This window comes from Pseudomonas sp. ATCC 43928 (assembly GCF_005938665.2).
Classification (GTDB): domain Bacteria; phylum Pseudomonadota; class Gammaproteobacteria; order Pseudomonadales; family Pseudomonadaceae; genus Aquipseudomonas.
This window is the reverse complement of sequence record NZ_CP041753.1, coordinates 4331336-4349105: the sequence shown is the minus strand read 5'-3', so window position 1 is coordinate 4349105 and position 17770 is coordinate 4331336. Positions and strand designations below refer to the sequence as shown.

Below are 17770 nucleotides of genomic sequence, written 5' to 3'. Positions count from 1 at the left end.
CGATGGCATGGCGCAGAGGAGTTTCCATGGAAAAAAAACTGATCGTGGTGGCTGCGGCGACGTTGGCGCTGGGCATTGGTATTGGCTCGATGTGGCCGGGCAATGCGTCCATCGACGCTCACGCCGATGAATCGGCGGAACACGCCGGTCACGCTGAAGAAGGCGCAGCAGCCAACGGTGAACATATAGAAGAAGGGCACCTGGAGCTGAGCACCGAACAGATCGCAGCGGCGGGCATTCAACTGGCCGAAGCGCGGGCGCAGAACATCAGCCTCGGCTTGCCGTTCCCCGGCGAAGTGCGCTTTGACGAAGACCGTACCGCGCACGTGGTGCCGCGCGTCCCTGGCGTGGTCGAGTCGGTGTCGGTCAATCTCGGGCAGTCGGTGAAGAAGGGCCAGTTGCTGGCGGTGATCGCCAGTCAGCAGATCTCTGATCAGCGCAGCGAACAGGCTGCCGCGCAGCGGCGCCTGACCTTGGCGCGCACCACCTACGAACGCGAGAAAAAACTGTGGCAGGACAAGATCTCCGCCGAGCAGGATTTCCTTCAGGCACGCCAGGCATTGGAAGAAGCCGAAATTGCCCTGACCAATGCCCGGCAAAAAATCAGTGTGCTCAGCGGCAGCGTGGTCGCCACCGGCGGCAATCGCTATGAACTGCGTGCGCCGTTCGACGGTGTGGTGGTGGAAAAACACCTGACGCCGGGGGAGGTGGTCGATGAAACCTCGGCGGCTTTTACCCTCTCCGACCTGTCGCGGGTGTGGGTGACGTTCGGCGTTTCGCCCAAGGATCTGACCAAGGTACAAGTGGGCAAACCGGTCACCGTCAGCGCCCCGGAACTCAATGCTGAAATCGCCGGCACCGTGGCCTACGTCGGCAGTTTGCTCGGTGAACAGACCCGCACTGCAACGGTCCGCGTGGCCCTGGAAAATCCGCAAGGCTCGTGGCGCCCCGGCCTGTTCGTCACCGCGCTGGTGGCGACCGACAGTCGCCAAGCCAGGGTCGCCGTACCTGAAACCTCGATCCAGACCGTCGAGGACAAACCCACGGTGTTCGTGCGCACCGATGACGGCTTCAAGGCGCAAGCGGTGGAGTTGGGCAGTCGCGCGGCCGGTCTGGTGGAAGTCACCCAAGGGCTGGAACCGGGCGTGCAAGTCGCCAGTGCCGGCAGCTTCATCCTCAAATCGGAATTGGGCAAAGCCTCAGCCGAGCATTCTCATTGAAGGCTCCCACTGATCCGTCAACCTCGACCGGAAGGTTCTCATGTTCGAACGCCTGATCCAGTTTGCCATCGAGCAGCGCATCATCGTGCTGCTCGCCGTTCTCCTCATGGCCGGCCTCGGCGTCGCCAGTTACCAAAAACTGCCGATCGACGCCGTGCCGGACATCACCAACGTCCAGGTGCAAATCAACACCGGCGCGGCCGGGTTCTCGCCGCTGGAAACCGAGCAGCGCATCACCTTCCCGATTGAAACCGCCATGGCCGGTTTGCCGGCGCTGGAGCAGACCCGTTCGCTGTCGCGTTCGGGGCTGTCGCAGGTCACGGTGATCTTCAAGGACGGCACCGATCTGTTCTTTGCCCGGCAATTGGTCAACGAGCGCTTGCAGATCGCCAGGGAGCAATTGCCCGAGGGCGCGGAAGCGCTGATGGGGCCGATTTCCACCGGGCTCGGGGAGATTTTCCTGTGGACGGTGGAGGCGCAGGACGGTGCGCTGAAGGACGACGGCACCGCCTACACGCCAACCGATTTGCGGGTGATTCAGGACTGGATCATCAAGCCGCAATTGCGCAACGTGCCCGGTGTGGCCGAGATCAACACCATCGGCGGATTCGCCAAGGAATACCAGATCGCCCCCGACCCGAAGCGGCTGGCGGCTTACAAACTGACCCTCACCGATCTGGTCACGGCGCTGGAGCGCAACAACGCCAACGTCGGCGCCGGTTACATCGAGCGCAGCGGCGAGCAGCTGCTGATTCGCGCGCCCGGGCAAGTGGCGAGCACTGACGACATCGCCAATATCGTGATGGCCAATGTCGACGGTACGCCGATCCGGATCAAGAACGTCGCGACGGTAGACATCGGCCGCGAACTGCGTACCGGTGCCGCCACCGAAAACGGTCGCGAAGTGGTACTGGGCACGGTGTTCATGCTGATCGGCGAAAACAGCCGGACGGTCTCCCAGGCAGTGGCGACCAGGCTTGAGCAGATCAATCGTTCCCTGCCCAAAGGCGTGATCGCGGTGCCGGTGTATGACCGCACGCACCTGGTGGACAAGGCCATCGCCACGGTGAAAAAGAACCTGGTGGAAGGGGCGATTCTGGTCATCGCGATTCTGTTCCTGTTCCTGGGCAACATCCGCGCGGCGTTGATCACCGCGATGGTCATTCCGCTGTCGATGCTGTTCACCTTCACCGGCATGTTCACCAACAAAGTCAGTGCCAACTTGATGAGCCTCGGCGCCCTCGACTTCGGCATCATCGTCGACGGCGCGGTGGTGATCGTCGAAAACACCCTGCGACGGCTGGCCCATGCGCAGCAGCATCACGGGCGTTTGCTGAGCCGTTCCGAGCGTTTCCACGAAGTATTCGCGGCGGCCAAAGAAGCGCGGCGGCCGCTGATTTTTGGCCAGTTGATCATCATGGTCGTGTACCTGCCGATCTTCGCCCTGAGCGGTGTCGAAGGGAAAATGTTCCACCCGATGGCCTTTACGGTGGTCATCGCGCTGTTGGGCGCCATGCTGTTGTCGGTGACGTTTGTGCCGGCGGCCATCGCGTTGTTTGTCACCGGCAAGGTCAAGGAAGAAGAGGGCGTGGTCATGCGCGGCGCGCGTCGCGGTTATGCGCCGGCGCTGGCGTGGGTGATGTCCCATCGCGCCATGGCGGTCGGGGCTGCGCTGGCTGTGATTGTGCTCAGCGGCGTGCTCACCAGCCGCATGGGCAGCGAGTTTGTGCCGAGCCTCAGTGAGGGCGATTTTGCCCTGCAAGCCTTGCGCGTGCCGGGCACCAGCCTCACACAATCGGTGGACATGCAGCAGCGTCTGGAGACCTTGATCCTCAACAAGGTGCCCGAAGTCGAGCGTGTGTTCGCCCGTACCGGTACCGCCGAAATCGCCTCCGACCCGATGCCGCCGAACATCTCCGACAGCTACGTGATGCTCAAGCCGAAGGCGCAGTGGCCGGATCCGGGCAAGTCCCGCGAAACGCTGATGGCCGAACTGCAACAAGCCGCCGCGACGCTGCCGGGCAGCAACTATGAACTGTCGCAGCCGATCCAGTTGCGCTTCAACGAACTGATCTCCGGCGTGCGCAGCGATGTGGCGGTCAAGGTGTTCGGGGATGACATGGACGTGCTCAACGCCACGGCGGTGAAGATCGCTGCCGCCATGCAGAAGGTCAACGGCGCGTCCGAGGTCAAGGTCGAGCAAACCACTGGCCTGCCGGTGCTGACCATCAACATCGACCGCGACAAGGCGGCGCGGTACGGGCTCAACGTCGGTGACGTGCAAGACACCATTGCGGTGGCGGTCGGCGGGCGTCAGGCCGGGACACTGTATGAAGGCGATCGGCGTTTCGACATGGTGGTGCGCCTGTCCGATGCCATGCGCAAGGACATCGAAGGTTTGTCGGCACTGTTGATTCCGGTGCCGGCGCCTTTGAATGGCGCGGCTGATCAGATTGGCTTCATCGCCCTCAAGGACGTCGCCAGCCTTGATCTGGTGCTCGGGCCGAATCAGGTCAGCCGCGAAAACGGCAAGCGGCTGGTGATCGTCAGCGCCAACGTGCGTGGGCGCGATATTGGCTCCTTCGTTAAAGAGGCCGGTGAGGTGATTGAGCGCGATGTACAGGTGCCGGCGGGTTACTGGACCGGCTGGGGCGGGCAGTTCGAGCAGTTGCAGTCGGCGGCCAAACGCTTGCAGATCGTGGTGCCGGTGGCCTTGCTGTTGGTGTTCGGCTTGCTGTTCATGATGTTCAACAACCTCAAGGACGGCTTGCTGGTGTTCACCGGGATTCCGTTTGCGTTGACCGGGGGCGTCATGGCGCTGTGGCTGCGGGACATTCCGCTGTCGATCTCGGCGGGCGTTGGTTTCATTGCGCTGTCGGGGGTGGCGGTGCTCAACGGTCTGGTGATGATCGCGTTTATCCGCAATTTGCGGGAGGAGGGGCGTTCGCTCGCTGATGCAATCAATGAGGGTGCGCTCACGCGTCTGCGCCCGGTGTTGATGACGGCGCTGGTCGCGTCCCTGGGCTTCATTCCCATGGCTTTGGCGACCGGCACGGGTGCCGAGGTGCAGCGACCGTTGGCGACGGTGGTGATCGGCGGGATTCTGTCTTCGACCATCCTGACGCTGCTGATTTTGCCGGCGCTGTATCAGCTCGCGCACCGAGGTGAAGAGGAGAGAAGTCCCACCTCATAAGCCAATGTTTCAGGCATACCACTATCTGTGGCGAGGGAGCTTGCTCCCGCTGGACTGCGTAGCAGGCCCCTTCTTTTTTTGTGAAGGAGGGGCCGCTTCGCGACCCAGCGGGAGCAAGCTCCCTCGCCACAGGTGCCTTTCAGGTTACATAACGGATATGTAATTTGCGCGCCACCGTCACGAAAGGTTCGGATTGTTACCTTGATCCCGTTAGTTAATTAAACGAGGAATCAAGCATGAAATTTGTACAACTGAGTGCGTTCGCAGCGGCGTTGGTGATGTCTTCTGTTGTTTTGGCTGAAGGTGGCGGCGACAGAGTCTTTGAGAAAATGATGGCGGCCAATGACCGTTCGGTGGAGGCGTTTGTCGCCAAGGAACAGGCGCGTAACCCCGTCGTGTTGAATGAAAAAAAGGACGACAAGACCAAAGACTTGTAAGCGTGTCGCACCTGAACTAGCCCGTCATCGAAGGCCGATGGTGGGCTTTTTTTTGAGCCTGGATTTGAAGGTACTGGATATGAAAGTTTTTAAGTTGATGGCGTTCGTCGGTGTGATGGCGATGTCGTTGAATGCGCTGGCAGAAGGCGGCGGTGACAGGACGTTTGAGAGGGCGTTCAGTGCCAACGCCCAAGCCATGCAGCAATACGCGGCCAACCAGGGCAAACCTGCGCCGGTGGTGAAAGATTACGAATACGGGATGAAGTTGGATGTGGTCAAAGTGGTGAGCGTTGTGCGACCGCAAGTTGCCTGCTCCGTGGTGCCGACTGCCATGACCTATGAAGATTCAAAGGGCCAACTCAATACCATCAAATACACCGTGGCAGGCGATTGCCGCCGACAGGGCGGGTGAGGGCACAGAGGGCCTCCAACCTACGTTGAGTATTTCAATTCGGGATGTTTAACAGATATGGCGAAGGTAGGGAGGCTTCCCACAATGTTTTCAGGTTGTCCGTCGGACGTCCGCTCTCTAGCCTGTGTTTGTCGCTGCCAATTCAGTGATCGGAATTGGAACCCCGCGGCTCCACTGAAAGCAAAAGCGCCTTTCATGACGTGCGCACCTTGATGTGTGCACTCCGTTATGGCGGCTGTGCGCGGGAGACTTCGAGTCTGTCGGGTTTTGCTCAGTGGCCCGGGTTCCAACCTGCGTACAGCTGCCTCCTTTTCGCGTGGAACCGAATGGGTCAGTTCTAACCATCACGCTGAATGCCGAAATCATGAAAAAGCCAACACCAAACCCTCCCGAAACAGAAGCCGACCCTGTAGGCGTCGCCGAAGGCTGCTTCTGCAGTGCTCAATTCACGGGCATAAAAAAGGCGCCCCGAAGGACGCCAAAAGATTCACCTCTTACCAAAGGAGCAAGGAGCTTCTAAAGGTGAATTTGCATTAGCCGTGAAGTCAGAGAATCGCCAGCGGATACTCGACAATCACCCGCACTTCATCCAGATCCGACTCAAACGCCGTGGCGCGGGTGGTGGCCTGGCGCAAACGAAGAGACATGTCTTTCAGCGAGCCGCTCTGCACCACGTATTTGACTTCGATGTCGCGCTCCCAGCGCTTCTGGTCAGTCAGTGGGTTGCCGTCGGCATCGCGGCGCATGTAAACGGCGTTGGCGTTGGAGTAATCGGCGTCGGTGCCGCGGGCGTAACGAGTCATGAACGACAAACCCGACACGCCATAGCTGCTCATATCGAGGTCGTAACGCACCATCCAGGAACGTTCCTTGGGCGAGTTGAAGTCGCTGTACTGGATGGAGTTGTCGAGGAAGATCGAGTCGGACTGGCGCAGGTAATCGAAGTCGTCGTTGCCATTGTTGCGCTGGTGCGACAAGGCAACGGAGTGGGCGCCGAGTTTCACCCCGACACGGCCGCTCCAGATGTTGTTGTCGAACTCGCCGAGCAGTTGTTTGCCTTCGTCGACCGCCTTGTAATAGTTCAAGCCACCGAACAGCGACAGGTCATCCGACAGCGGATAAGTCCATGCGGTGCCGGCGTAATACTGATTCCAGGCATCCTTGAGGCGACTGGAATACAGGCTGAAACTGAGGTTTTTGTTCAGTGCATAGTCGCCACCGAAATAGCCGATCCACGGTGAGTTGACTGGACCGGCGTAGAAGGTCGCGAAGTTTTCGCGCATGTCGCTGGACACCGGCTGGCTCATCGCATGCAGGCGACCGCCCTGTACCGACAGACCTTCGATGCTGGTGTTGGTGGCCGTGACACCCCGGAAGCTTTCCGGCAACAGTCGGGAGTCACCCGCCGCAACCACCGGGTTGGCGGGGAACACATCGCCGACCTTCACCACCGTATCGAAGGCGCGAACTTTGGCGGCGCCACCGACCTTGGTGTATTCATCCCGCGCCTGACCATCGCTGTCGACCGGCAACACGTCGAAAGAACTACGGCCACCGTTGCGCCCGTCACCGGTATCGAGTTTCAAGCCGATCATCGCAAACGCATCGACCCCGAATCCAACGGTGCCTTGGGTAAAGCCGGATTCGAACTTGCTGATGACCGCGTGAGCCCAGGCCTCGGAATAGCCATTGCCGGTGGGACTCGACTGGCCGTCACGGTGATCACGATTGAAGTATAAGTTGCGGTTGAGCACCGTCAGGCTGCTGCCCTCGATAAACCCCTCGGGTTTTTCTTCCGCCAACACCATGGACGGCCCGGAGCCGACAACCACCGCTAAAGCGGCTATCGACATTTTTGTATTGTTAACCATCAATCACTCCTTGGGTTCGGCAGAACGGGAACGTGCTTCGGCGTGGGTTTTATTGTTCGGCGGGCAAGGGCCCGCCGGCATGGTCGCCGGGTGACATCGTTGCAAGCTGCGGATAACGCCAAGGTGATGGGGGAATTACAATTTCGTCATGTGGGTGTGGCGGGAAACGATTGGCGGAGTTGTTGGTTCAGGGGCGGGTGCTTCCTCGGCAGTGATTGGTACCCGTTTTGGCAGTTTTAATGTGTGGGTCCGCAGCATGACCTTGCCTTGGCGCTTATCGGCCAGGGCTTCGAGGCCTTCCATCAGATCCGAAAAAATATTTCGCTTCATGGTTCGCGATCTCCCTTGATAGCTGATCTTCGAATTTAACGGTAAATGCCTCCCGCCGAATGTCAGCTATTGCCCAGCGTCTTGCAGGTAACTTCCTAAAAGAGAGGAGGGCGCTGAAAAGCAAAAGATCGCAGCCTTCGGCAGCTCCTACAGGGTGTATGCCATCCCAATGTAGGAGCTGCCGAAGGCTGCGATCTTTTGATGTTGAATCCCACAAACGCAAAAACGGCACCCGAAGGTGCCGTTTCTGTTTTCTACCGAGTATCGCTTAAGCGATCAACCCGCCAACCCCGACTGTTGAACCAGGTTCAGCAGCGGTTGTGGGTACAGGCCGAGGAAGAACGCCAGTACGGCGATCGCCAGCAGCATCACGCCGCCTGCACGTTGTTCCCAGTGCAGTTGCGCATCGTGGCGACGCAGGTTCGGTTCCATCAGGTACAGGGTGACCATCACACGCAGGTAGTAGAAGACGCCGATGGCGCTGCCCAGTACCAGGGAGCCGACCAGCCACCATTGGTGCGATTCGACGCCGGTGGCGATGATGTAGAACTTGCCGATGAAGCCCGCAGTCAGCGGGATACCGGCCAGGGACAGCATCATCACGGTCAGGACGGCGGTCAGGTACGGACGGCGCCAGAACAGGCCACGGTATTCGTACAGGGCATCCGCGTCACGGCCGCTGTACGGCGAGGACATCAGGGTGATCACACCGAACGCGCCGAGGCTGGTGATCACGTAGGTGACCAGGTACACGCCGATGGCTTCCACGGCCAGGCCCTTGCTCGCCACCAGGGCGATCAGCAGGTAACCGAAGTGTGCGATGGACGAGTAACCCAGCAGACGCTTGAGGTTGCTCTGGGTCAGTGCCAGCAGGTTACCGAACAGGATCGACGCGATGGCGATGACGGTCAGCACGTTGCTCAGCACGCCACTGCTCGCCGCTGGCGAGATCTGGAACAGACGCACCATCACCGCGAACACAGCCACTTTGGAGGCCGTGGCCAGGAACGCTGCCACCGGTGCCGGAGCCCCTTCGTAAACGTCCGGGGTCCAGAGGTGGAACGGTACCAGCGACAGTTTGAACGCCAGGCCGATCAGCATCATGCCCAGGCCCAGTTGCGCGATCGGGCTAGGCAGGCCGGTGGCCGCCAGGGCCTGACCGATGCCGTTGAAGCTCAGGCTGCCGGCTTCGGCGTAGAGCAGGGCCATGCCGAACAACAGGAACGCGGAACCGGCGGCCGACAGCACCATGTACTTGATGCCGGCTTCCAGCGAACGCTTGTTGAAGAAGGCGTAAGCCACCAGACCGTAGACCGGTACCGAGAGCAGTTCCAGACCGACGAACAAACCGGCCAGGTGCTGCGCGCTGACCAACACCAGGCCACCGGCGGCGGACATCAGGATCAGCAGGTAAAGTTCTTCACGGTTGCCCGGGTAGCCCGTACCACCATCGCCCAGGTAGGCGTGGGCGAGGGTCACACAGGCGAGGGTGGCGACCAGGATCAGCGCCATGTACAGGCAGGCGAAGGTGTCGATCTGCAGCAACGGGGTCACGGCCAATGGCGCGACTTTCAGGGCTGGCAGGATCGACAGCAAGGCCAGGTTAAGACCTGCCACCGACAGCAGGAAGGTTTGCGAGTGGTTGCGGCGCCACGCGATAGCCAGCATCACCACGATGATCGTGGCGCTGGTGATCAACAACGGCGCAAGCGCGATAAAGTGTTGAGTCGTGAATTCCATAGCGCTCTTACCGGGCCGAAGCGAGTTGAGTGAAGGCGGAGCCGAGCCACTGCTGCACGCCATGCATCGTCGCGGCAGAGGTATCGAGGAACGGTTGCGGGTACACGCCGATGTAAAGCAGCAGTGCCGCAAGCCCAACCACCATGATCAGTTCGCGACCGTCCATGCCATGCAGCACCGCGTCGGATTTCGACGGGCCGAAGTAGGCGCGGTGGATCATGATCAGCGAGTAGACCGAACCGAATACCAGGCCGGACGTGGCGATCACGGTGACCCATGGCGCGCTGGCGAAGGTGCCGATCAGGATCAGGAACTCACCGACGAAGTTACCGGTCGCCGGCAGGCCCAGCGACGCCGCTGCGAAGAACAGGCTGAGGGCTGGCAGGTAGGCAATCTTCGACCACAGGCCACCCATCTCGCGCATATCGCGGGTGTGGGTGCGCTCGTACAGCTGACCGGAGAGGATAAAGAGTGCCGCGGCCGACAGACCGTGAGCCAGCATCTGCATGACCGCGCCCTGCAGTGCCAGTTGGCTGCCGGAGTAGATGCCGATCAACACGAAGCCCATGTGGGAAACGGACGAGAAGGCAATCAGACGCTTGATGTCGGTTTGCGCAAAGGCCAGGAACGCACCGTAGAAGATTCCGATCAGACCCAGGGTCATGGCGAACGGCGCGAACTCGGCCGAGGCATTCGGGAACAGTGGCAGGGCGAAACGCAGCAGGCCGTACGCAGCAGTCTTCAGCAAGATACCGGCCAGGTCCACGGAGCCCGCGGTCGGTGCCTGGGCGTGAGCGTCAGGCAACCAGGAGTGGAACGGTACGACGGGCAGCTTGACCGCGAAGGCGATGAAGAAGCCGAGCATCAGGATGTACTCGGTGGTCTGCGACATCTTGGTTTTCAACAGATCGGCGTAGTTGAAGGTAATCACGCCGGTGTCGTTGAAGTTGACCAGTACCAGGCCCAGGATCGCCACCAACATGATCAGGCCGGAAGCCTGAGTGAAGATGAAGAACTTGGTCGCCGCGTAGATCCGGGTTTTCTTGCCGTCCGAAGAACTGTGACCCCAGAGCGCGATGAGGAAGTACATCGGCACCAGCATCATTTCCCAGAAGAAGAAGAACATGAACAGGTCGAGGGCGAGGAACACGCCAACGACACCGCCCAGGATCCACATCAGGTTCAGGTGGAAGAAGCCCACGTGACGCTGAATCTCTTTCCAGGAGCAGAGTACCGAGAGGACACCCAGCAGGCCGGTCAGCAGGATCATCAACAGCGACAGGCCGTCGAGGGCCAGGTGCACGTTGATGCCGAAGCGCTGGATCCAGACGTGTTTGAACTCAAGCGCCCAGGTCGGATCGGCGCCAGGTTTTGGTGCAAATGAATAGTCACCGTTGGCCCACAGCCAGAGGCCGAGGGAGAGCAGCAGGGACATGGTGATCAGCGCAATCCAGCGGGGGAGGGTGGCGCCGAAGCGCTCACCCATCCAGCACAGCAGGCCGCCGATGAAGGGGATCAGGATTAGCCATGGCAGAATCATGACGGGCTCGTTTCCTTTCGCAAGTTCGCAAGGTTCATAGTCAGACCGCTACCAGCACGACGGCGCCGATTACCAGCACGGCACCAGCAGCCATCGAGGCGGCATACCAACGCAATTGACCGGTCTCGGTGCGGCTCAGGGCGGTGTGACCGCCTTTGGCCATACGCGGGATCAGACCGATGGTCTGGTCGAGCGGGTCTTTGCGCAGAATGTGGCTGATCGCAAGGTATGGCTTGACGAACAGTTTGTCGTAGATCCAGTCGAAGCCCCAGGCAGCGAACCACCAGGCCGAAAGGAAGCGGCCGATGCCGCTGTTGGCGATGGCCGTGACGAAGCGACGCTTGCCCAGGAACAGCAGCGCGGCCAGCAGGATACCGGACAGGGCGATGGCGCCCGAAGCGATTTCCAGGCTGTGCTTGGCTTCGCCACCGGCATGGCCGACGCTTTCCGGCAACACACCGTGCAGCGGTGGAACGATCATCGCGCCGACGAACGTCGACAGTACGATCAGCACCGACAGCGGCAGCCAGTGAGCAACGCCGTGACCGGCATGGGCTTCGGTCTTCGCTTCACCGTGGAACGTGATGAAGATCAGGCGGAAGGTGTACAGCGAGGTCATGAAGGCACCGACCAGACCGGCATACAGCAGGCCTTCGTTACCGCTGGCGAACGCTTCCCAGAGGATTTCATCCTTGGAGTAGAAGCCCGCGGTCACCAGAGGCAGGGCCGCCAGGGCCGCGCCGCCGACGATGAAGCTGGTGTAGGCCAGTGGCAGTTTCTTCCACAGGCCGCCCATCTTGAAGATGTTCTGCTCGTGGTGGCAGGCAACGATCACCGCACCGGATGCAAGGAACAGCAGCGCCTTGAAGAAGGCGTGGGTCATCAGGTGGAAGATCGCGCCATCCCATGCACCGACGCCCAGGGCCAGGAACATGTAGCCGATCTGGCTCATGGTCGAGTAGGCGAGGATGCGTTTGATGTCGGTCTGAACCAGCGCGGCAAAACCTGCCAGCACCAGCGTCACGCCACCCACGACACCTACCAGGTGCAGGATATCCGGCGCCAGTGCGAACAGGCCGTGGGTACGGGCGATCAGGTAGACACCGGCGGTTACCATGGTCGCGGCGTGGATCAGTGCCGAAACCGGAGTAGGGCCGGCCATCGCATCCGCCAGCCAGGTTTGCAGCGGCAGTTGCGCGGATTTACCGACAGCGCCACCCAGCAGCATCAGGGTCGCCAGAACGATCCAGAAGTCGCCGGCCTTGAAGTGCTCAGGCGCCTTGACCAGCAGTTCCTGGATATTCAGCGTGCCCAGTTGCTGGAACAGGATGAACAGGCCGATGGCCATGAACACGTCACCGACGCGGGTCACGATGAAGGCTTTGAGTGCTGCGTTACCGTTGTTGCGGTTGCTGTAGTAGAAACCGATCAACAGGTACGAGCATAGGCCCACGCCTTCCCAGCCGAAGTACACGAACAACAGGTTATCGGCCAGGACCAGGAACAGCATGCTGGCGATAAACAGGTTGGTGTAGGCGAAGAAGCGCGAGTAACCGGCTTCACCGCGCATGTACCAGGACGCGAACAGGTGGATCAGGAAGCCCACGCCCACCACCACACCGAGCATGGTCACGGACAGACCATCCAGGTACAGGGCGAAGTTCGGCGTGAAGCCTTCCACCGCCATCCATTGCCACAGCACCAGGGTGTAGTGGCCACCCTCGGGCGGTGCAACGTTGAATTGCCAGATCACATAAGCCGCGACGATCGCCGACAAGCCGATGGAACCGACGCCGATCAGCGCCGAGAGGTTTTCCGAGAGGCGTCCCCGGGAGAACGCCAGCAGCACAAAACCGATCAGGGGGAACAGGAAAGTCAGATAGAGAAGGTTCATCCGCGCATCTCGCTGGCAGCGTCGATATCGAGAGTGTGGAAGCGGCGATACAGCTGCAACAGAATCGCCAGGCCGATACTGGCCTCGGCGGCTGCCAGGCTGATCACCAGGATGAACATGATCTGTCCATCCGGCTGCGCCCAGCGGCTACCGGCAACGATGAACGCCAGTGCGGAGGCATTCATCATGACCTCCAGGCTCATCAGCACGAAGAGAATGTTGCGCCGGACCATCAGGCCGACCAGACCGAGGCAGAACAGGATGCCGGCGACCGCCAGACCATGCTCCAAAGGGATAGCAGGCATCGTCATTGCTCCTTGGCTTCGTTGCGGCCCAAGTGGAACGCCGTGACGGCTGCGGCGAGCAGCAGCATCGAGGCGAGTTCGACCACCAGCAGGTAAGGACCGAACAGGCTGATGCCCACGGCCTTGGCGTCTACGGTGGTGTGGCCGAGGGCCTGGCCGCTGGAGTGGCTGAACAGCACATACAGCAGTTCAGCCAGCAGCAGGCCGCCGAGTACGACCGGGCCCAGCCAGATACCGGGCTTGAGCCAGACGCGCTCTTGCTGAACCGAGGCCGGGCCCAGGTTCAGCATCATCACCACGAACACGAACAGCACCATGATGGCGCCGGCGTAGGCGATCACTTCCAGTACACCGGCAAACGGTGCGCCAAGGGCGAAGAACGTCATGGCCACGGCGATCAGCGAAATGATCAGGTAGAGCAGGGCGTGCACGGGGTTGGTGTTGGTGATCACGCGAAGCGTGGACACAACAGCGATACCCGATGCGAAATAGAAAGCGAATTCCATCGTTCTTCCTTAAGGCAGCAAGCTCTTCACGTTGATCGGCTCGGCTTCATTCTGCGCGGCGCCTTTTGGCTTACCGGCAATCGCCATACCTGCAACACGATAGAAGTTGTAGTCAGGGTTTTTACCGGGACCGGAGATCAGCAGATCTTCTTTCTCGTAAACCAGGTCCTGCCGCTTGAACTCGGCCATTTCGAAATCCGGTGTCAGCTGGATCGCGGTGGTCGGGCAGGCTTCCTCGCAGAGGCCACAGAAAATGCAGCGCGAGAAGTTGATGCGGAAGAAGTCCGGGTACCAGCGACCGTCTTCGGTTTCAGCTTTCTGCAGCGAGATGCAACCCACCGGGCACGCCACGGCGCACAGGTTGCAGGCTACACAACGCTCTTCGCCGTCGGGGTCGCGGGTCAGGACGATACGGCCACGGAAACGCGGCGGCAGGTACACGGGTTCTTCCGGGTACTGCAGCGTGTCGCGCTTGCGGAAGGCGTGGCCGAAGATCATCACCAGGCTGCGAAGCTGGGTGAAGAAGCCATGCACGATGTCAAAAATGTACTTCATGATTCTCTATCCTCACTGAGCCGCGACGGCGGGCGTGTTGAGCAACACGATCGCAGCGGTCACCAGCATGTTGACGAGGGTCAGCGGCAGGCAGAACTTCCAGCTGAAGTCCATCACTTGGTCATACCGTGGGCGCGGAATCGAGGCGCGCAGCAGGATGAAGAACATGATGAAGAACGCGGTTTTCAGTGCGAACCAGATGAACGGGATCTGCGGCAGCAGGCCGAACGGGCCGTGCCAGCCACCGAAGAACAGCGTGACCAGCAGCGCCGAGATCAACACGATGCCGATGTACTCACCCACGAAGAACATGCCCCATTTCATGCCGGCGTATTCAATGTGGTAACCATCGGCCAGTTCCTGTTCCGCTTCCGGCTGGTCGAACGGGTGACGGTGAGTCACGGCGACGCCAGCGATGAAGAATGTCAGGAAACCGAAGATCTGCGGAATGATGAACCACATGTTCTGCGCTTGGTATTCAACGATGTCGCGCATGTTGAACGAGCCAACCTGGATCACGATGCCCATCAGCGACAGGCCCATGAACACTTCGTACGACACGGTTTGTGCCGAGGCCCGCAAGCTGCCCAACAGGGCGAACTTGTTGTTGCTCGACCAGCCGGCGAACAGCACCGCGTAGACCGAAAGACCCGCCATGGCGAAGAAGAACAGGATGCCGATGTTGATATCCGCCACGCCCCAGGTCGGGGTGATCGGGATGATCGCGAAGGCAATCAGCAAGGCGCTCATGGCCACGACCGGTGCCAGGGTGAAGATCACTTTGTCGGCGAACGGCGGAGTCCAGTCTTCCTTGAAGAACATCTTGATCATGTCGGCCGCAATCTGGAACGCGCCAAACGGGCCGACGCGGTTCGGACCGTAACGGTCCTGCCAGAGGGCGAGCAAACGACGCTCGACCCAGCTCAGCAGCGCGCCGCAAACCACTACGGCGAGCAGAATCACGATGGCCTTGAGGACCGCGATGATTACGTCGATCACTTCAGGAGTGAACCAGGTCATAGCGCTGCCTCCTGCAGACCGTCAACGGATTTGCCAAAGATGGCTGGTGGAATGCCGGCGATACCTGCAGGCAATGCGACCAGACCGGCACCCAGCTCTTCGTTGATGCGCAGCGGCAGACGCAAAGTCTGGCCGGCAACGTTCAAGCTCAGCAGGGCACCGTCATTGACACCCAGGCGATCGGCTTCGGACTTGGCCAGCGACACGTAGGCGGCCGGGATGCGTTCCTGCACCGGTGCGGCTTTGGAAGAGTTTTCTTCGCTGCCGAACAGGTGGAAGAACGGTACGACCTGCCAGGTGCCTGGCGCCGGGTTGAACGCACGCGGAACACTGGCGAACCAGTTCAGCGAATCACCGGTGCTTTCGATCAGGCGAGTGCCCGGGTCGCCAGCGCGCAGGTGACCACCGACTTCGTCCTGGAACTTGTTCCAGGCTTGCGGCGAGTTCCAGCCCGGAGACCAGGCGAAAGGTACTTGCTGGCGAGGTTCGGCGGAGCCCGAGTAACCTTCCATGGAGAACGAGAACGCGGTGTCGTTATCCTGGGAAGTACGCGGTTCGTGCACGCTGATGTCGGCGCGCATGGCGGTACGACCGGAGTAACGCAGCGGTTCGCGCGCCAGTTTCAGGCCTTTGATCCGGAATGCGGCGGACGGTGCGGCATCGACGATACGCGCCAGTTGCGGCGTGCTTGCAGCAACGGCAGCGGTGACGTGGTCCAGTTGGGTCCAGTCGATCGGCTGGTTCAGCAGGGTCGAACGCAGGGCGTGCAGCCAGCGCCAGCCTTCGTGAACCAGAATGCTCGCGTCGAGGTAAGTCGGGTCGAAGACCTGGAAGAAGCGCTGGGCGCGGCCTTCCTGGCTGACCAGCGTACCGTCGCCTTCAGCGAAGCTGGCCGCTGGCAGTACCAGGTGCGCGCGATCGCTGGTGGCGGTCTTCTGATGGTCCGCCACGATCACCACTTTCGCGGCGTTCAGGGCAGCATCGACCTTGGATTTGTCGGTGCGGGTGTACAGGTCGTTTTCCAGCACGACGATGGCGTCGGCACGGCCATCGATTACCGCTTGCAGCGCTTCGTCGACCGAGTTACCGCCGAGCATGGCCAGGCCGAGGCTGTTGGCCTCCGGCACGATCAGGCTGATGGAACCGTTCTTCTCGCGCAGCTTCAGGGCTTTGGCGATGTTTGCCGCCGCTTCGATCAGCGCCTTGGAACCCAGCGAGGTACCGGCAATGATCAGCGGACGCTTGGCGGCGAGCAGGGCGTCGGCAATGCGCTTGGCCAGCGCCAGAGCTTCAGCGTCCAGACCTTCAACGGCCGGTGCGCTGGCGTCGAGGGCGTGAGCCACGGCGAAACCGATGCGGGCCAGGTCGTCTGGTGCGGCGTGAACGCATTCTTCAGCGATGTCGTCGAGCTTGGTTTCAGCCAGGCTGGCGATGAACAGCGGGTTCAGCTCGTGCTGGCCGATGTTCTTCACCGCGGCGTCGAGCCATGGCTGAACGCGCATGGCGTCGGCCATGTCTTCGGCCTTGCCCTTGACCGATTGACGCAGGGCCAGGGCCATGCGCGCAGCGGTCTGGGTCAGGTCTTCGCCGAGGACGAAAATCGCATCGTGGTCTTCGACGTCGCGCATGTTCGGGATCGGCAGCGGGCTGTCTTTGAGCACCTGCATGACCAGACGAATGCGTTCCAGCTCCGAGGCTTCGATACCGGAGTAGAAGTGCTCGGCGCCGACCAGTTCGAGCAGCGCGTAGTTGCTTTCGAGGCTGGCGCGTGGCGAACCGATACCGACGATGTTGCGACCGCGCAGCAGGTCGGCGGCTTTATCCAGTGCTTCGTCCAGGCTCAGTTTCGCGCCGTTGGCCAGCAGTGGCTGACGTGGGCGATCCTTGCGGTTGACATAGCCATAGCCGAAACGGCCACGGTCGCACAGGAAGTACTGGTTCACCGAACCGTTGAAGCGGTTTTCGATGCGGCGCAGTTCGCCGTAACGCTCGCCCGGGGAGATGTTGCAACCGCTGGAGCAGCCATGGCATATGCTCGGCGAGAACTGCATGTCCCATTTGCGGTTGTAGCGCTCGGAGTGAGTCTTGTCGGTGAACACACCGGTCGGGCAGACCTCGGTGAGGTTGCCGGAGAACTCGCTTTCCAGGGTGCCGTCTTCAACGCGACCGAAGTACACGTTGTCGTGGGCGCCAAACACACCGAGATCGGTGCCACCGGCGTAGTCCTTATAGAAGCGCACGCAACGGTAGCAAGCGATGCAGCGGTTCATTTCGTGGGAAATGAACGGGCCCAGTTGCTGGTTCTGGTGGGTACGCTTGGTAAAGCGATAACGGCGCTCGTTGTGGCCGGTCATCACCGTCATGTCTTGCAGGTGGCAGTGACCGCCTTCCTCACAGACCGGGCAGTCGTGAGGGTGGTTGGTCATCAGCCATTCAACGACGCTGGCGCGAAACACTTTCGCTTCTTCGTCGTCGATGGAGATCCAGCTGCCGTCGGTGGCGGGGGTCATGCAGGACATGACAATCCGACCACGCTTGTCGTTCTCGTCGGTGTACTGCTTGACCGCGCACTGGCGGCAAGCGCCAACGCTGCCAAGGGCTGGGTGCCAGCAGAAATAAGGGATATCGAGGCCTAGCGACAGACATGCCTGTAACAGGTTGTCTGCCCCATCGACTTCGAGCTCTTTGCCGTCTACGTGGATAGTGGCCATGGTTCAAAGTTCTTCGTTGGCCCGGTGTCAGCGGGC

14 protein-coding genes are annotated in these 17770 nt (G+C 60.7%); 4 read left to right on the top strand and 10 right to left on the bottom strand.

What is annotated here, in order from left to right:
• Nucleotides 1-26 precede the first annotated feature (26 nt).
• The 4 genes from FFH90_RS19890 to FFH90_RS19875 all read left to right on the top strand — a co-directional run bounded on the left by FFH90_RS19890 (nt 27) and on the right by FFH90_RS19875 (nt 5262).
• Nucleotides 27-1220: an efflux RND transporter periplasmic adaptor subunit gene (locus FFH90_RS19890; protein WP_138867907.1), complete on the top strand. Its 1194-nt coding sequence runs from the start codon at nt 27-29 to the stop codon at nt 1218-1220.
• Nucleotides 1221-1260: 40 nt separating this feature from the next.
• Nucleotides 1261-4413, top strand: a complete 3153-nt coding sequence (locus tag FFH90_RS19885) for an efflux RND transporter permease subunit (RefSeq protein ID WP_138867906.1) — start codon at nt 1261-1263, stop codon at nt 4411-4413.
• 236 nt (nt 4414-4649) lie between these two features.
• Nucleotides 4650-4850: a co-regulatory protein PtrA N-terminal domain-containing protein gene (locus tag FFH90_RS19880; protein WP_018925500.1), complete on the top strand. Its 201-nt coding sequence runs from the start codon at nt 4650-4652 to the stop codon at nt 4848-4850.
• Between the two features lie 79 nt (nt 4851-4929).
• Complete coding sequence (locus FFH90_RS19875) at nt 4930-5262, top strand: DUF2790 domain-containing protein (protein WP_086945151.1); 333 nt, start codon at nt 4930-4932, stop codon at nt 5260-5262.
• A gap of 545 nt (nt 5263-5807) precedes the next feature.
• On the opposite strand, the gene FFH90_RS19870 is transcribed toward FFH90_RS19875, so the two are convergent.
• From FFH90_RS19870 to nuoG, 10 genes are all read right to left on the bottom strand, one after another.
• Entirely contained in the window at nt 5808-7133 is a 1326-nt protein-coding gene (locus FFH90_RS19870; protein WP_138867905.1) for an OprD family porin, read from the bottom strand.
• 135 nt (nt 7134-7268) lie between these two features.
• Entirely contained in the window at nt 7269-7463 is a 195-nt protein-coding gene (locus FFH90_RS19865) for a hypothetical protein (protein ID WP_372240828.1), read from the bottom strand.
• A 276-nt stretch (nt 7464-7739) separates the two neighbouring features.
• Nucleotides 7740-9203 carry an NADH-quinone oxidoreductase subunit NuoN gene (nuoN, locus tag FFH90_RS19860; RefSeq protein ID WP_018925505.1) on the bottom strand — a complete coding sequence of 488 codons (1464 nt, stop codon included), beginning with the start codon at nt 9201-9203 and terminating at the stop codon, nt 7740-7742.
• A gap of 7 nt (nt 9204-9210) precedes the next feature.
• A complete protein-coding gene (nuoM, locus tag FFH90_RS19855) occupies nt 9211-10743 on the bottom strand; it encodes an NADH-quinone oxidoreductase subunit M (RefSeq protein WP_018925506.1) in 1533 nt (510 codons plus the stop codon).
• A gap of 40 nt (nt 10744-10783) precedes the next feature.
• Nucleotides 10784-12637, bottom strand: coding sequence for an NADH-quinone oxidoreductase subunit L (gene nuoL / locus FFH90_RS19850; protein ID WP_138867904.1), 1854 nt, complete (start codon nt 12635-12637; stop codon nt 10784-10786).
• Nucleotides 12634-12942, bottom strand: coding sequence for an NADH-quinone oxidoreductase subunit NuoK (gene nuoK, locus FFH90_RS19845; protein ID WP_007940879.1), 309 nt, complete (start codon nt 12940-12942; stop codon nt 12634-12636). The genes nuoL and nuoK overlap by 4 nt, the downstream gene beginning before the upstream one ends.
• A 2-nt stretch (nt 12943-12944) precedes the next feature.
• Nucleotides 12945-13448 carry an NADH-quinone oxidoreductase subunit J gene (nuoJ, locus tag FFH90_RS19840; protein ID WP_018925508.1) on the bottom strand — a complete coding sequence of 168 codons (504 nt, stop codon included), beginning with the start codon at nt 13446-13448 and terminating at the stop codon, nt 12945-12947.
• 9 nt (nt 13449-13457) lie between these two features.
• Nucleotides 13458-14003: an NADH-quinone oxidoreductase subunit NuoI gene (nuoI, locus tag FFH90_RS19835; protein ID WP_007940875.1), complete on the bottom strand. Its 546-nt coding sequence runs from the start codon at nt 14001-14003 to the stop codon at nt 13458-13460.
• Nucleotides 14004-14015: 12 nt separating this feature from the next.
• A complete protein-coding gene (gene nuoH / locus FFH90_RS19830) occupies nt 14016-15023 on the bottom strand; it encodes an NADH-quinone oxidoreductase subunit NuoH (RefSeq protein ID WP_018925509.1) in 1008 nt (335 codons plus the stop codon).
• Nucleotides 15020-17734 (bottom strand): NADH-quinone oxidoreductase subunit NuoG, encoded by a 2715-nt coding sequence (gene nuoG / locus FFH90_RS19825; protein WP_018925510.1) that lies wholly within the window; start codon nt 17732-17734, stop codon nt 15020-15022. Before nuoG ends, nuoH begins: the two co-directional genes overlap by 4 nt.
• Nucleotides 17735-17770 lie beyond the last annotated feature (36 nt).

Excerpts from the sequence above, each read along its gene's own strand:
- FFH90_RS19870 (WP_138867905.1), bottom strand. The coding sequence starts at position 7,133 with ATGGTTAACAATACAAAAATGTCGATAGCCGCTTTAGCGGTGGTTGTC.
- FFH90_RS19890 (WP_138867907.1), top strand. The coding sequence starts at position 27 with ATGGAAAAAAAACTGATCGTGGTGGCTGCGGCGACGTTGGCGCTGGGC.
- FFH90_RS19875 (WP_086945151.1), top strand. The coding sequence starts at position 4,930 with ATGAAAGTTTTTAAGTTGATGGCGTTCGTCGGTGTGATGGCGATGTCG.
- nuoH (WP_018925509.1), bottom strand. The coding sequence starts at position 15,023 with ATGACCTGGTTCACTCCTGAAGTGATCGACGTAATCATCGCGGTCCTC.
- FFH90_RS19880 (WP_018925500.1), top strand. The coding sequence starts at position 4,650 with ATGAAATTTGTACAACTGAGTGCGTTCGCAGCGGCGTTGGTGATGTCT.
- nuoJ (WP_018925508.1), bottom strand. The coding sequence starts at position 13,448 with ATGGAATTCGCTTTCTATTTCGCATCGGGTATCGCTGTTGTGTCCACG.
- FFH90_RS19885 (WP_138867906.1), top strand. The coding sequence starts at position 1,261 with ATGTTCGAACGCCTGATCCAGTTTGCCATCGAGCAGCGCATCATCGTG.
- nuoK (WP_007940879.1), bottom strand. The coding sequence starts at position 12,942 with ATGCCTGCTATCCCTTTGGAGCATGGTCTGGCGGTCGCCGGCATCCTG.
- FFH90_RS19865 (WP_372240828.1), bottom strand. The coding sequence starts at position 7,463 with ATGAAGCGAAATATTTTTTCGGATCTGATGGAAGGCCTCGAAGCCCTG.
- nuoG (WP_018925510.1), bottom strand. The coding sequence starts at position 17,734 with ATGGCCACTATCCACGTAGACGGCAAAGAGCTCGAAGTCGATGGGGCA.
- nuoI (WP_007940875.1), bottom strand. The coding sequence starts at position 14,003 with ATGAAGTACATTTTTGACATCGTGCATGGCTTCTTCACCCAGCTTCGC.
- nuoN (WP_018925505.1), bottom strand. The coding sequence starts at position 9,203 with ATGGAATTCACGACTCAACACTTTATCGCGCTTGCGCCGTTGTTGATC.
- nuoL (WP_138867904.1), bottom strand. The coding sequence starts at position 12,637 with ATGAACCTTCTCTATCTGACTTTCCTGTTCCCCCTGATCGGTTTTGTG.
- nuoM (WP_018925506.1), bottom strand. The coding sequence starts at position 10,743 with ATGATTCTGCCATGGCTAATCCTGATCCCCTTCATCGGCGGCCTGCTG.